We start from the raw sequence: 12,818 nt of genomic DNA, 5'->3' as shown, positions 1-12,818 counted from the left end.
TCTGGTTTGGTGCTTTTTATAGGATGAGGATTAAATCATTACCACTGCTTTCTTCTTGCATAAATGAACGTACAGATCACAATGACCGCCATTAATCCCAATGTGTAAAAATAACCGTGTTTCGTATGAAGTTCGGGCATATTATCGAAATTCATCCCGTATAAACCGGCAATAAAAGTGATCGGTAAAAAATACACCGAATAAATCGCAAGCACTTTCATCACCTGGTTGGCTTTCTGATCAGACAGTGCCAGAAACATAGAGATCAGGTTGGTAATCTGTATGTTTAAATGTTCAAAATCGGCCACCACATCTCGGTGTTTGTCTTTGAGATCGACCACTTCAGAATCCTGCAGTTTCAGCAGCCTGAATTTCTCAATCGGATCATTCGAAATCGTAAGCACCCTGGAATTCAGCCCCGATTTTCTTTTAAGCTTGTATAATCTCCTGATCTGTGTGGTATGATTGGTATTTTTAAGAAAAATTTCATTCTCGATATTATCCATCGTTTCAAAAAGACTGATGGATTCATCATCAAAACTTTTCATTATGATTATGGTGATCATTAAAGCCACTTTTTCAGGCGAAACACTGGTAAGATTGGTATCTTCAGAAAGCTGCTTTTTTGTTTCGGTAATGCTTTTCGCTTTCATCCTGTGAACGGTAATAATCGTATCGCCGACAAGGAAAATCCCGATTTTTGTACTGATGTCACTTATTGTATTCAGGTTTTTTCTTTCCAGCTCGGTGCTTTCCCGCAGGAGAAAAAATTTCACGTTTCCGTCTTCTTCATATTTCGGCAGGTGATTGGGATCCAGCGTATCTTCCAAAAGGAGGTTATTGATCTCATATTTTTCGTGCAGAAATTTCATGTCTTCTGCCGTAGGAGCTTCTACGTCAACCCATTCACATCCGGAACCGCTGTAAAGTGTTTCAATTGGCATACTGTAAAAATAGTATTAATTTGAAAATAGTATGTATTAAATAAATTTTATCTTTACCAAAATTAAACAAACTATATGATTAAAAGTACAATCAAGGGGATCGGATTTCATGTTCCGGATCATGTTGTCACCAATGATGATTTAGCACAGTTAATGACCACCAATGACGAATGGATCACAGAAAGAACGGGAATTAAAGAAAGAAGACACCGGATCAACCGGAATGATGCGCAGGAAACGACCGCTTATTTAGGATTTAAGGCCTCTGAAAAAGCGCTTCAGCAATCTGGTTTATCAGTAAAAGACATCGATTATATAGTTTTTGCCACCCTTTCGCCGGATTATTATTTTCCGGGATGCGGGGTTTTGCTTCAGGATATGTTGGGTTGTGATACGATCGGAGCTCTGGATGTAAGAAACCAGTGTTCAGGATTTGTGTATGCTATGAGTGTTGCCAATGCTTTTATTAAATCAGGAACGTATAAAAATATTCTCGTAGTAGGAGCAGAAGTACATTCATTCGGATTAGATTTTTCTGATGCCGGAAGAGGCGTTTCAGTGATTTTCGGTGACGGAGCAGGCGCAATCATCCTTTCTGCAACGGAAGATGAAAATGCGGGAGATATTTTATCTATGAATATGCATTCTGAAGGGAAATATGCTGATGAATTGTGTACGCAGTTTCCGGGATCCAAATACGGATGGAGCGACCGGATGAGAAAAGAACCTGAAAACGTGACGGATAAAGAAGTGTATCCTATCATGAACGGTAATTTTGTGTTTAAACACGCCGTAACCAGGTTTCCGGAAACCATGATGGAAGCTTTGGAAAAAGCCGGGAAAACAGTGGATGATTTGGATATGTTTATTCCGCATCAGGCCAATCTTAGGATTGCCCAGTTTGTACAGCAGAAATTCGGGTTGCCGGATGAGAAAATTCATAATAATATCCAAAAATACGGAAATACGACGGCAGCTTCAATCCCGATTGCCTTATGTGAAGCCATTGAGCTTGGAAAAGTAAAACGGGGTGACCTGGTTCTTCTTTCAGCTTTCGGGAGCGGCTTTACTTGGGGAAGTGTTTTATTTGAATATTAAAAATTAGAGTTGCAATTATTATACAAAACCGGCGCGGAAAATTTCATTTTCCGCGCCGGTTTTGTATTTAAGTAAGCTTATAAGCTTTTTAATAATTTTTCTGTATCAGCAGCATCTTCGCCTGAGCTTTTTGCCAGCTGGATCGATTTTTCTGCCCATATTTTGGCATTTTTCTTATCCCCGATCTTGTTATACAAATTGGCTAAAGTATCTGTATTGGCGTAGTTTTCATTTTTCTTTACAGATTCCTGCGCCCATTTTACGGCCATTTCCAAAGAAGATTTGGTATTGATGTTTTCAAAGAAATTCCAGGCCAGAGAATTTAATTCTTCTGAAGTCGCTGCAGCGTAATCTTTGTATAATTCTAGATTCATCTTTTCATACGTCGCAAAATCTTTATCTCTCAAAGCTCTGCTTGATTTTACTTTTTTCAGAAACATTTCAGATTCTTCTTTGCCTAAAAATTTCTGGCTTTCGGTAAGAAAATACGCATCATCAAATTTTTTAGTTTCTGCATTATATGATTTTTTAGCGATCGTATTCAGCCTGATGCTCTTATCAAATTTTTCATATTTATCTGCCGGAAATATTTTGACGATATCTTCCTTTCTGTTTTTAAAAATGGTATATGCAGGGCTTTCCGAGCTTTGAATTCCGGTAAGAAGCATCTGTACATCATCCTGATCCAAGGCAGGTTTTACCGTGAAATACCTTTGCATTACTTTCCCTGAAAACTCGGCATCATTATACATAGTAAGACCGGCCAGATTTTTAAGAAATTCAGGTGAATTTTCTCCTTTTTCAAATTTTTGTTTTAAAGCAGAAAGTCTTTTGTTGGGATCTTGAGCGTCTTTTGCAAATTGTATGAAATCTCCTTCTTCTACATAACCTAACGTTCTGTGAACTTCTTCACCGTCACCATTGATGAATAAATAGGTAGGAAAAGCTTTTACATTGTACTTTTTAGCCAGATCTATTCCTTCCCCTTTTTCCATATCAATTTTTGTATTGATAAAGTGTGCATTGTATTCATTCCCTACCGATTCTAAGGGGAAAATATTTTTTACCATCAGTTTACAAGGTCCGCACCATACGGCATATGCATCTACAAAAATTAATTTATTTTCTTTTTTTGCTTTTGCCAAAAGAGTGCTCCATTTTGCTTCTTCAAATTTAATTCCCTGTCCGAATGCAATTACGGTAAAGAAAAGGAATGATAATATTGCTGTTTTTTTCATGAAAATTTTTATTGATTATAAAAGTAGTAATTATACAGATACCCGAGTTTATTTTTTGATAGATTATCTGATTTCGGGGTATATAAAAAATAAATCCGCACAAAGCGGATTATAGTTTATCGGTTACCTCCAACTGCGGTATTGGGCTTCAGCTTCTTATAATTTGTTGGCGTTTGAGCGGTATCCATTTTTTGCAAAGTGTCCTGAGCAGAGATTTGCGCATGTTCGGAATGAGCTACTGCAGAATCTCCCATTTTATTTCGTAAAGAATCTTTATTATGCTCTTCTTTAAATTCTTCTCTTCCTTCTTTTTTCTGAGCGCAGCTTGCTAAAAATAACAATGCTGAAAATGCTCCTATACATATTTTTTTCATAGTCAATTTTAATTATTGGTTCAAATATAAATAAATCCACAAATATATTTGTGGATTTATTTACTTTTAAGATAAACTTCCTATCGGGTAGTAGGAGAAGCAGCAGAATCTGTTCTCATCTTCATGCTATCCGGAGTTGTAGTAGTCATACTATCTGTTGTTGCGGGCGGCATTGTTGTTCTGGCTGTTGCAGAGTTATCTGCTGCCGCAGAATCGGTATTGTTGGTAGACATCGACGACTCTTTTGTTCCGCAGCTTACTGCAAATAATCCTAAACCTACGGTTAATAACACTAACTTTTTCATAATAATTATTTTTTATGGTGCGCTAATGACTATTCAATAATTATTCCGAATTACTTTTTATGATTATTAAAAAATGTTAATTATGAAAGTGTTATAATAAAAAAAGCTCCGAAAATTTCAGAGCTTTTTTTGATGAATAATGATCTTATCCTAAATAAGGATATTTATAATCTTTAGGAGAAACAAAAGTTTCTTTGATACTTCTTACAGAAGTCCATCTCAGTAAATTCATTTTAGAACCTGCCTTGTCATTCGTACCTGAAGCTCTGCCACCACCGAAAGGCTGTTGGCCAACTACCGCACCGGTAGGTTTATCGTTGATATAGAAGTTTCCGGATGCATTTTCTAACGCTTTAAAAGCTTCGTTTACCGCATAGCGATCTTGTGCAAATACAGAACCCGTTAATGAATAAGGGGAAGAAGAGTCAACCAGTTTCAAGGTTTCAACCCAATCCTGATCTTCATAAACGAAAACAGATAAAATCGGCCCAAAAATTTCTTCAACCATACTTTCGTATTGAGGATTGGTCGTTTCGATCACAGTAGGATATACAAACCATCCTTTAGAGTCATCTACTTTTCCACCGATTATTACATTTGCTTCACTTGATGCATTGGCTCTGTCGATATACCCTTTACACTTGTCGAAAGAATTTTTATCAATCACCGCATTCACAAAGTTGGAAGGATCTTCCGGAGAACCGACTTTAATTGAATTAATCTGTTTTTCCATCACTGCTTTTACATCGTTCCACAGAGATTTCGGAATATACGCTCTTGAAGCGGCAGAACATTTTTGTCCCTGATATTCGAAAGAACCTCTCACCAAAGCCGTCGCAACAGCTTCTATATTGGCAGAAGGATGTGCAATAACGAAATCTTTTCCACCGGTTTCACCCACAATTCTCGGATAGGTTCTGTAGTTATGAATATTATCACCGATCATTTTCCACATTCCCTGGAATACTTTTGTAGAACCTGTAAAGTGAAGGCCTGCAAAATCTCTGTGTGCTAGAACTTTCTCGGCGGTTTCTTTTCCGTCTGTAAAAATCATGTTGATCACACCTGCGGGAAGTCCGGCTTCTGTCAAAACATCCATGATTACTTTCGCAGAATAGATTTGCTTATCAGAAGGCTTCCAAACGACAACGTTTCCAAGCATGGCCATACAAGTCGGCAAGTTTCCTGAGATTGCAGTAAAGTTGAACGGGGTAACTGCAAAAACAAATCCTTCCAAAGGTCTGTATTCCACGCGATTCCAGATTCCCGCATCAGAAATCGGCTGCTCAGAATACATCTCTGTCATGAATTCTACGTTGAATCGTAAAAAATCAATAAATTCACAAGCGGCATCAATTTCAGCCTGATGCACATTTTTTGACTGTCCGATCATCGTGGCAGCGTTGATTACATCTCTGTAAGGACCAGCCAAAAGATCAGCTGCTTTTAAGAAAATCGCTGCACGGTGTTCCCATCCAAGCTCATTCCAATCTTTTTTAGCCGCTAATGCAGAATTAATGGCATCATCCACATGCTGCATGGTTCCTTTGTGGTAAAAACCGAAATCGTGCGCATGATCCTGTGGCGACTGAAGCTGAACCGTATCGCCGGTTTTTACCTCTTTACCATTTATAATCATTGGGATTTCTATCTTTTCAGCCCACATCTTTTTGTATTGTGCGATAAGGCTTTTTACTTCCGGAGTTCCGGGTGCATAAGAATTGACTGGCTCGTTTACTGCAAATGGTACTTGCGAAATTGCTTTAGACATATTACGTTGTATTATTTTTAATTTGCTAATGATACAAATTTACAATAATTAATCTGGACAAAAAATCGATAGAGACTATTTGCATTTTAGAATGATTATATCTGAAATATCACACCATTCAGAGTATGATTAAGTACTGTTAATTTTTCCGCTTTTGTCTAAACCGTTTTGCACAGCATTATACGGAAAATACAGGAGGTTGCTCTCCCAATATAAATTGAAATATAACTATCCTGAAAGTAAACTGCTAACAGTTTTTTAAAGGTTGTGAATCGTACTAATATGGAAAAGGTGAAGCAGAGCTCATCGAATTGAATCCAAAATTTCAGAAATTACATTTTTTCGGTTTCAAGAATTTTCAGAACCAGTTTTTCTTCGTGCGTTAAACCGGCTTTGCCGTCATTTTCCTCAATCACTTCGAGCTCATCCAGATATTTTTTAATGGTATTGTTTTCATAAAGATTAATCACCAAAGGATGTACGTAATACTTTCTGCAGACTGTGCTTGTATTTCCGAGGTGAGAAGCGACGATTTCCAAGGCTTCCTTCACTTTCTTTTTGTATTGGGTATTGTTTTCAGCGTAGCCGATTTCTTTAAATGCAATTAAAGCGTTGACTGTTCCGGACCATGTTCTGAAATCTTTCGCGGTAAAATCTTCGCCACTCAGTTCTTTGATGTAATCATTCACCATTCCGGAATCTACCGTATGGCGGTTTCCTTCGTCATCGTAAAACTGAAAAAGCTCTTTTCCTGGGATTTCTTTGCATTTTGCAACCAGTTTTGCCAGTCTTTTACTTTTTAGGTCTACATTGTGCATGACCCCTTTTTTACCTTTAAAAGAAAAATTAATTTTTTGTCCCTCTATTTTTACATGCTTTCCTTTTAAGGTGGTTAAACCGAAAGAACCGTATAATTTTTCGTAAATATTATTGCCGATACGAATATTTGTACGCTGCATGAGACTTACAATCAGGGCAAGAATTTTTCTTTTTTCGAAATTTCTTAAGGCTAAATCTTTCTCGAGCTGCAGCCTGATTTCAGGAAGTTTATACCCGAACTGCAGCATCCGGTAAAATTTGGTATGATTTCTTAAAGCACTCCATAATGGATGATACCGATACTGTTTTCTTTGTCGCGCATCCAATCCGGTTGCCTGAAGATGACCGTTGTCTAAAGCGCAGATCCATACGTTTTCCCATGCCGGTGGAATCACGAGTTTATTGATGCGGGATATTTCTTCCTTATCTTTAATTCTTTCTCCGTCTTTGAAATACGAATACTTTTTTCCTCTTTTTTTACGGATAATACCGGCAGTTTCTGCGTCCGAAGTGTAAATAAGATTTACTGCCTTTGCAGAAGCTACCGGATCTTTCATTATTTTGATGATCTTCGACGGTTTTAAGTGGGAAATAATTTCCAGATCTGAATTATCCATATAAAAGATTGGTTAAGAATTTTTACCTCTTGTAAAAAGCCATATTAAAAGTCCTACAACACCTACTACTAAGATAATTCCCCACCACATTCCGGCTTTGAAGATGGTCTCTACCGCTTCACAACTGGTAAGAAGTAAAAAGCTGAGCAAACTGAGCGTGTACAATGTAAATTTTTTCATGATAATATATTTAATAGGTTTAGATTCTGTGATGATCAGGTTTCCAGGCGGTGATTGATTTTTTGATGTCGTCTCCTGAAAGATTTTCTGTAAGTGCCTTCTGCAACAATTTCTTAAATTCGTCATCATACGAAAATCTGAGAGCCGCAATCTGACCGAAATTGAGCTTTTCTTCAATCTCATCCGATCTTTTTCCAAAAATCTCAAAATATCTTTGCTTAAATTCAAGCCTTACCAAACGGTTTTGAATTCCTAATGCATAATGCTGCCGCAACATGATTGCCAGATACAAAAGCAGAAAAATGATCCCTGAAAATAGCTTCCAGATAAGTTCATTTCCCTCATCATTAAAAATTTTATAAATTCCGAAGACTTCAAGAACAAGAAGCATGGGAAGATAAATAAAATGATGGGGCGGATAAAATTTTCTGTGATTAGAATAATTCTGTGATTTCATATCATGATCATAGCAATAATCTTTCCAAAACGACAAGTAATTGGTAACCATCAGAAAATAGGAATGCTGATCATGATTCGATGTGCAGATTATTTATAAAATCATCAGATGAAGCTTATTCATCCTTTAAAATCAAATTTTTTGTAACTTTCGGTATTAAAAATTTAAAAATGACTTCAAAGGAAAAAGTAGCTGCGCTTCGCGAAGAAATGCAGAAAAATAATGTAGATGCATTCATCGTATATTCTGCAGATCCGCATATGAGCGAGTATCTTCCTCAGGAATGGCAGGAAAGAGCATGGCTTTCAGGCTTTTTGGGATCAGCCGGTTTTGTGGTAATTACAAAAGATAAAGCAGGACTTTGGACAGACGGAAGATATTTTACCCAGGCTCCCATAGAACTGGAAGGATCCGGAATTGATCTTTTTAAAGACGGAATGGAAGGAACTCCCCATTATATCGACTGGATCATTTCCGAAATTCCTCAAAATGGGAAAGTTGCCGTCAATGCTTTGGCTACTTCACATGCAAACTGGGAATTGCTGTATCAAAAGCTTCATTTGAAAAATATAACCTTAATTGATCTTCCGCTCCTGAAAGAAGTCTGGAAAGAAAGAGGGACTGCCTCAAAAAATCCGATTTATACACATCCTGTAGAAAGAGCAGGACAGTCGGTTGCTGAAAAAATAGCCGCAATCCGTCAAAAAATGGAGGAAATGGAAGTTACCGTGCATATCATTTCAAGCCTGGATGATGTTGCCTGGACTTTGAATTTGCGGGGAAGCGATGTAGAAAGCAATCCCGTGTTTTTAGGATATATTGTCATTACAAAAAATGATGCAAAACTTTTTACTGAGCTTGAAAAAATGAATGTGGAAGCCAGAAAACAGATGGACGAAGCCTGGGTGAAAATGATGCCTTATGAAGAGTTTTATAACTGTTTAAAAGAATTCAAAAATGAAAAAGTATTGGTTTCTCCCAACAGTAACCAGTCGATTTTTGAAGCGCTCAAAATCGGGAATGAATTTGTAAAAGCAGCCGTTCCTGGAAATTTAATGAAAGCCCAGAAAAATGAAACTGAACTGGAAGGTTTCAGAAAAGTAATGGTGCGAGACGGCGTTGCTATGGTGAAATTCCTGTATTGGCTCACTCAAAATGCGGGTAAGGAACCGATGAATGAATATACTATCGGCCAGAAACTGAAAAATTTCCGTGAGGAAGGAGAAAATTTTGTAGGGGAGAGCTTCGGAAGTATTATAGGATATAAAAATAACGGTGCAGTCATTCATTATTCTGCAAAGGCCGAAGGAAGCAATGAAGTGACCAATGAAGCAAGTATTTTGGTAGATTCCGGCGGCCAGTATCTTGAAGGAACTACAGATATCACCAGAACTTTGGCTTTAGGTGCCGTTTCTGATGAGTTTAAAAGAAATTCAACCCTGGTTTTGCAGGGTATGATTCGTTTATCCATGGTAAAATTTCCTAAAGGAACGAAAGGGGTTCAGTTGGATGCCATTGCAAGAATGCCTTTATGGATGAATGGCAAAGACTACAACCACGGAACCGGTCATGGAGTCGGAAGCTTTATGAATGTTCATGAAGGGCCGCAAAATATCAGAAAAGACCTGAATCCTCAGGAACTTCTTTTGGGAATGGTCTGTTCAAACGAGCCCGGTTTCTATGTGGAAGGGGAATACGGAATTCGTCATGAAAACCTGATTGCTGTAAAAGAATCAGAAGAAACCTCTTCAGGAATTTTCTATGAATTTGAAACATTGACGTTATGCCCTTTCTTTAAAAATACCATTGTCAGAGAAATTCTTTCAGAAGATGAAATCAACTGGCTCAACCGGTATCACAAAACCTGTGAAGAAAAAATAGGCCCTTATCTCGATGGTAAAGTGAAAGAATGGTTCTCAGATCTTGTGAGCCCGATTTAAAAGTTTTATAGAGTATATGGAAAGAAGCTTTGTCAATAATTTTAGTAAAGCTTCTTGTGTTTTTCACCGTATAATCACGGATGTTTTTCAGGGATTCCCCTGATTGATCCCGGAGTTTTTGATAGTACATTTGTATTATTAAATGACACCACTCACATATTCATATACTTAGTTAATTAAAATTGTATTCGGAATCACCCCAAAAAGTTTCATTTGGGGTGATTTTTTTTATTTAAGAATACGATCCTCTCGATAATACCTCATCTCTCAATAATAATTCATCATAGATAATCTGAATTAAACATCAATTTAATTTGGAGGGAAAATCGTAAATTTGTATCATGAATAATGATACTATTTGTGCACTCGCAACAGCGAATGGAGTAGGCGCTTTAGGAATTATAAGAGTTTCCGGAAATGAAGCTTTGAACGTTGTGCAAAAGTCTTTTCCGTCGAAAAAACTTGAAAAGCAGCCTTCTCATACAATTCACTACGGATATTTTATGGATGGGGATGAAGTGATTGATGAGGTTATGCTTTCTCTGTTTTTAGCCCCAAAAAGTTTCACTACAGAAAATTCGGTAGAAATTGCTTTTCACGGCTCTCCGCATATTGCCAAACGCATTCTTGAGGTTTTAATCAAAAACGGAGCAAGGATGGCAAAAGCAGGTGAATTTACGCTTCGTGCTTTTATTAACGGGAGAATCGACCTTTCTCAGGCTGAAGCGATAGCCGATGTGATTGCATCAGAAAATGAGGCATCAAGAAAAGTAGCAATCAGTCAGTTAAAAGGTGGGATTACAAATGAAATATCCATTTTAAGGACAGATCTATTGAATTTTGTATCATTAATTGAGTTGGAGCTCGATTTTGCCGAAGAAGATGTGGAATTTGCAGACCGTTCGGCTCTCAATATCTTGCTTAAAAAGATTGAATTAAAATTAAACTCACTTATAGAAAGTTTCCAGTACGGAAATGCCATTAAAAACGGAACCGCGGTCGCCATTATCGGAAAACCCAATGCCGGGAAATCTACTCTGCTGAATGCCCTTCTTAAAGAAGAAAGGGCAATTGTAAGCAGCATCGCCGGAACAACCAGAGATACCATTGAAGAAATTCTGCATCTTAAAGGGCATGCTTTTCGGCTGATCGATACGGCAGGACTGCGCGAAACCCAGGATGAGATAGAGGCAATCGGCGTTAAAAAGGCCAAAGAAAAAGTAGAAAAAGCAAACATTCTTGTTTATCTGGCTGATGCTGCAACAGAAGATTTTTCAGAAGATATCGAGATGATTGCATCTTTACTTAGAGAGGATTTGAAAGTCATTATCTGTGCTACGAAAATTGATGAAGTTTCTCCTGACAAGTACAATCAGGTAGAAAATATATTCAGATCAGAAATCAATCATAGTTTCGATTTTATTACTATTTCTGCGCTAGAAAACCAAAATATTCAGGATTTGAAAAATGAGCTTTCTTCCTACGTCGAGCAGTTAAAAGCCGGAGAAAATAATATTGTCATTACCAATCAGCGCCACTACGAAGCTTTACAAAAATCACTTGATGCCGTACACAAAGTAAAAGAAGCGGTAACATTTCAGATTTCCACAGAATTGCTGGCTTACGAATTGAGAAATGCTCTGGAACATCTCGGTGAAATTTCCGGTGAAGTTACAAATGATGAAGTGTTGGGGAATATTTTTTCTAAATTTTGTATCGGGAAATAAATTAGCTTTTCTTTGGTTTCTTTTTCTTTCTTTTAGTTGATTATCAGATATTTAGCAAAAGTTTATTTTCTCTTATTAGACTATATTTGTATATTTGTACCACTTTTGTACAACTTCAGACTTCAAAAATAGTCAAAAGTAGTACAAAGTAGTACAAAACCGAATCTATGAAAATATCACTTATTCAAAGAAAATTAAAGGACGGAAGGATTAGTTTGTCAATCGAGTTTTACCGTGGTTCAGAAATTACTGATGACGGAAAAAGAAAGCATCTGAGAAATTTTGAGAATTTAGATACCTATCTAATTATAGATCCAAAGACTGCCAAAGAAAAAAAAGAAAATAAAGAAGCTTTGGAATTTGCAGAAAATGTAATTTCAATTCGAAAAGCTGAATATGCTCAAGGAAGATTTGAGTTGAAAAATACTGCGAAAGCTAAACGGGTATTTTTAAATTTCTTCGCTGATCTTGCTGAGGAAAAACGAACGCTCGATTCGTCAAATAATTATGGTAATTGGTTTTCTACTTACCAGCATTTGAAAAAAGTGGTTCCAAAGAATTTAACTTTTGAGGAGATTGATGAATTTTTCATTAAAAAAGTCCGGAAATACTTTGAGAAGGATGCAATCAGTAAGAGTGATTTACCTCTTTCTCAAAATTCCAAGTATTCTTACTTCAACAAGTTTAAAGCTGCACTTAGATATGCTTTCGATAATGGATATTTGACAATAAATTACGCAGCAAAAATTAAATCATTTGAGCAGGCAGAAAGCCAAAGAGAATATCTGATTTTTGATGAATTACAACGTTTAGCAAAAGCGGAATGTAAATACCCGGTTTTGAAAAAAGCTTTTCTTTTTTCTTGTTTATCAGGATTACGTTGGTCGGATATCAATACTTTGATTTGGAAAGAAGTCCGTGATGAAGGTGATATTTCTAGAGTCAATTTCCGACAAGAAAAAACAGAGGGTGTAGAATATCTTTATATTTCAAAACAAGCCAGAGAATTGTTGGGCGAAAGACAAAATCCCCAAGAAAGAGTTTTCAAAGGCTTAAAATATGGAATGACCTACAATACTGAAATTATCCGCTGGTGTAATCGTGCTGCGGTTCCCAAACATATTACCTTTCATTCAGCTCGACATACAAATGCTGTTTTACTCTTGGAAAATGGTGCAGATATTTACACGGTTTCAAAAAGATTAGGGCACCGAGAATTGAGAACGACTCAGATCTATGCAAAAATTGTGGATAGCAAAATGAAAGAGGCTGCGGAGATTATCCCGGAACTGAATATTGAATTGTAAAAAATCAATTGCTTAAAGAATTGAACTTCTTTCTTTTCCAT

Annotated in this window: 12 protein-coding genes; 4 read left to right on the top strand and 8 right to left on the bottom strand. The window is 36.9% G+C overall.

What is annotated here, in order from left to right:
• Nucleotides 1-38: 38 nt before the first annotated feature.
• The gene (locus N0B16_RS10490; RefSeq protein ID WP_262990861.1) at nucleotides 39-944 is read right to left on the bottom strand and encodes a magnesium transporter CorA family protein; all 906 of its coding nucleotides are present in this window, start codon (nucleotides 942-944) and stop codon (nucleotides 39-41) included.
• A gap of 75 nt (nucleotides 945-1,019) precedes the next feature.
• Here N0B16_RS10490 and N0B16_RS10485 point away from each other — a divergent pair, with 75 nt between their 5' ends.
• Nucleotides 1,020-2,042 (top strand): 3-oxoacyl-ACP synthase III family protein, encoded by a 1,023-nt coding sequence (locus N0B16_RS10485; protein ID WP_262990859.1) that lies wholly within the window; start codon nucleotides 1,020-1,022, stop codon nucleotides 2,040-2,042.
• 77 nt (nucleotides 2,043-2,119) lie between these two features.
• Here N0B16_RS10485 and N0B16_RS10480 read toward each other — a convergent pair whose 3' ends face one another.
• The 7 genes from N0B16_RS10480 to N0B16_RS10450 form a co-directional block, all read right to left on the bottom strand.
• Entirely contained in the window at nucleotides 2,120-3,280 is a 1,161-nt protein-coding gene (locus N0B16_RS10480) for a thioredoxin fold domain-containing protein (protein WP_262990858.1), read from the bottom strand.
• Nucleotides 3,281-3,396: 116 nt separating this feature from the next.
• Nucleotides 3,397-3,654, bottom strand: coding sequence for a hypothetical protein (locus N0B16_RS10475; protein WP_262990856.1), 258 nt, complete (start codon nucleotides 3,652-3,654; stop codon nucleotides 3,397-3,399).
• A gap of 80 nt (nucleotides 3,655-3,734) precedes the next feature.
• A complete protein-coding gene (locus tag N0B16_RS10470) occupies nucleotides 3,735-3,959 on the bottom strand; it encodes a cytochrome C551 (RefSeq protein WP_262990854.1) in 225 nt (74 codons plus the stop codon).
• Nucleotides 3,960-4,104: 145 nt separating this feature from the next.
• Nucleotides 4,105-5,730: an L-glutamate gamma-semialdehyde dehydrogenase gene (gene pruA / locus N0B16_RS10465; RefSeq protein ID WP_262990853.1), complete on the bottom strand. Its 1,626-nt coding sequence runs from the start codon at nucleotides 5,728-5,730 to the stop codon at nucleotides 4,105-4,107.
• Nucleotides 5,731-6,062: 332 nt separating this feature from the next.
• Nucleotides 6,063-7,166: a DNA topoisomerase IB gene (locus N0B16_RS10460; protein ID WP_262990851.1), complete on the bottom strand. Its 1,104-nt coding sequence runs from the start codon at nucleotides 7,164-7,166 to the stop codon at nucleotides 6,063-6,065.
• A 12-nt stretch (nucleotides 7,167-7,178) separates the two neighbouring features.
• Nucleotides 7,179-7,346, bottom strand: a complete 168-nt coding sequence (locus N0B16_RS10455; protein WP_262990849.1) for a phosphatidate cytidylyltransferase — start codon at nucleotides 7,344-7,346, stop codon at nucleotides 7,179-7,181.
• 19 nt (nucleotides 7,347-7,365) lie between these two features.
• Nucleotides 7,366-7,803: a DUF6526 family protein gene (locus N0B16_RS10450; RefSeq protein ID WP_262990847.1), complete on the bottom strand. Its 438-nt coding sequence runs from the start codon at nucleotides 7,801-7,803 to the stop codon at nucleotides 7,366-7,368.
• A 170-nt stretch (nucleotides 7,804-7,973) separates the two neighbouring features.
• Between N0B16_RS10450 and N0B16_RS10445 the strand changes: the two genes are divergently transcribed.
• The 3 genes from N0B16_RS10445 to N0B16_RS10435 all read left to right on the top strand — a co-directional run bounded on the left by N0B16_RS10445 (nucleotide 7,974) and on the right by N0B16_RS10435 (nucleotide 12,777).
• Nucleotides 7,974-9,743, top strand: a complete 1,770-nt coding sequence (locus tag N0B16_RS10445) for an aminopeptidase P family protein (RefSeq protein WP_262990846.1) — start codon at nucleotides 7,974-7,976, stop codon at nucleotides 9,741-9,743.
• 341 nt (nucleotides 9,744-10,084) lie between these two features.
• A complete protein-coding gene (mnmE, locus tag N0B16_RS10440) occupies nucleotides 10,085-11,470 on the top strand; it encodes a tRNA uridine-5-carboxymethylaminomethyl(34) synthesis GTPase MnmE (protein WP_262990845.1) in 1,386 nt (461 codons plus the stop codon).
• A 167-nt stretch (nucleotides 11,471-11,637) separates the two neighbouring features.
• Nucleotides 11,638-12,777 carry a site-specific integrase gene (locus N0B16_RS10435; protein ID WP_262990844.1) on the top strand — a complete coding sequence of 380 codons (1,140 nt, stop codon included), beginning with the start codon at nucleotides 11,638-11,640 and terminating at the stop codon, nucleotides 12,775-12,777.
• The last annotated feature ends 41 nt before the right edge of the window (nucleotides 12,778-12,818 follow it).

Source organism: Chryseobacterium gilvum (genome assembly GCF_025628965.1).
Classification (GTDB): Bacteria; Bacteroidota; Bacteroidia; order Flavobacteriales; family Weeksellaceae; genus Chryseobacterium; species Chryseobacterium gilvum.
This window is presented reverse-complemented; position numbering and strand designations above follow the sequence as displayed.

Bases quoted from the DNA above. Each gene is read 5' to 3' on its own strand.
- N0B16_RS10490 (WP_262990861.1), bottom strand. From the start codon at position 944: ATGCCAATTGAAACACTTTACAGCGGTTCCGGATGTGAATGGGTTGAC.
- N0B16_RS10485 (WP_262990859.1), top strand. From the start codon at position 1,020: ATGATTAAAAGTACAATCAAGGGGATCGGATTTCATGTTCCGGATCAT.
- N0B16_RS10480 (WP_262990858.1), bottom strand. From the start codon at position 3,280: ATGAAAAAAACAGCAATATTATCATTCCTTTTCTTTACCGTAATTGCA.
- N0B16_RS10475 (WP_262990856.1), bottom strand. From the start codon at position 3,654: ATGAAAAAAATATGTATAGGAGCATTTTCAGCATTGTTATTTTTAGCA.
- N0B16_RS10470 (WP_262990854.1), bottom strand. From the start codon at position 3,959: ATGAAAAAGTTAGTGTTATTAACCGTAGGTTTAGGATTATTTGCAGTA.
- pruA (WP_262990853.1), bottom strand. From the start codon at position 5,730: ATGTCTAAAGCAATTTCGCAAGTACCATTTGCAGTAAACGAGCCAGTC.
- N0B16_RS10460 (WP_262990851.1), bottom strand. From the start codon at position 7,166: ATGGATAATTCAGATCTGGAAATTATTTCCCACTTAAAACCGTCGAAG.
- N0B16_RS10455 (WP_262990849.1), bottom strand. From the start codon at position 7,346: ATGAAAAAATTTACATTGTACACGCTCAGTTTGCTCAGCTTTTTACTT.
- N0B16_RS10450 (WP_262990847.1), bottom strand. From the start codon at position 7,803: ATGAAATCACAGAATTATTCTAATCACAGAAAATTTTATCCGCCCCAT.
- N0B16_RS10445 (WP_262990846.1), top strand. From the start codon at position 7,974: ATGACTTCAAAGGAAAAAGTAGCTGCGCTTCGCGAAGAAATGCAGAAA.
- mnmE (WP_262990845.1), top strand. From the start codon at position 10,085: ATGAATAATGATACTATTTGTGCACTCGCAACAGCGAATGGAGTAGGC.
- N0B16_RS10435 (WP_262990844.1), top strand. From the start codon at position 11,638: ATGAAAATATCACTTATTCAAAGAAAATTAAAGGACGGAAGGATTAGT.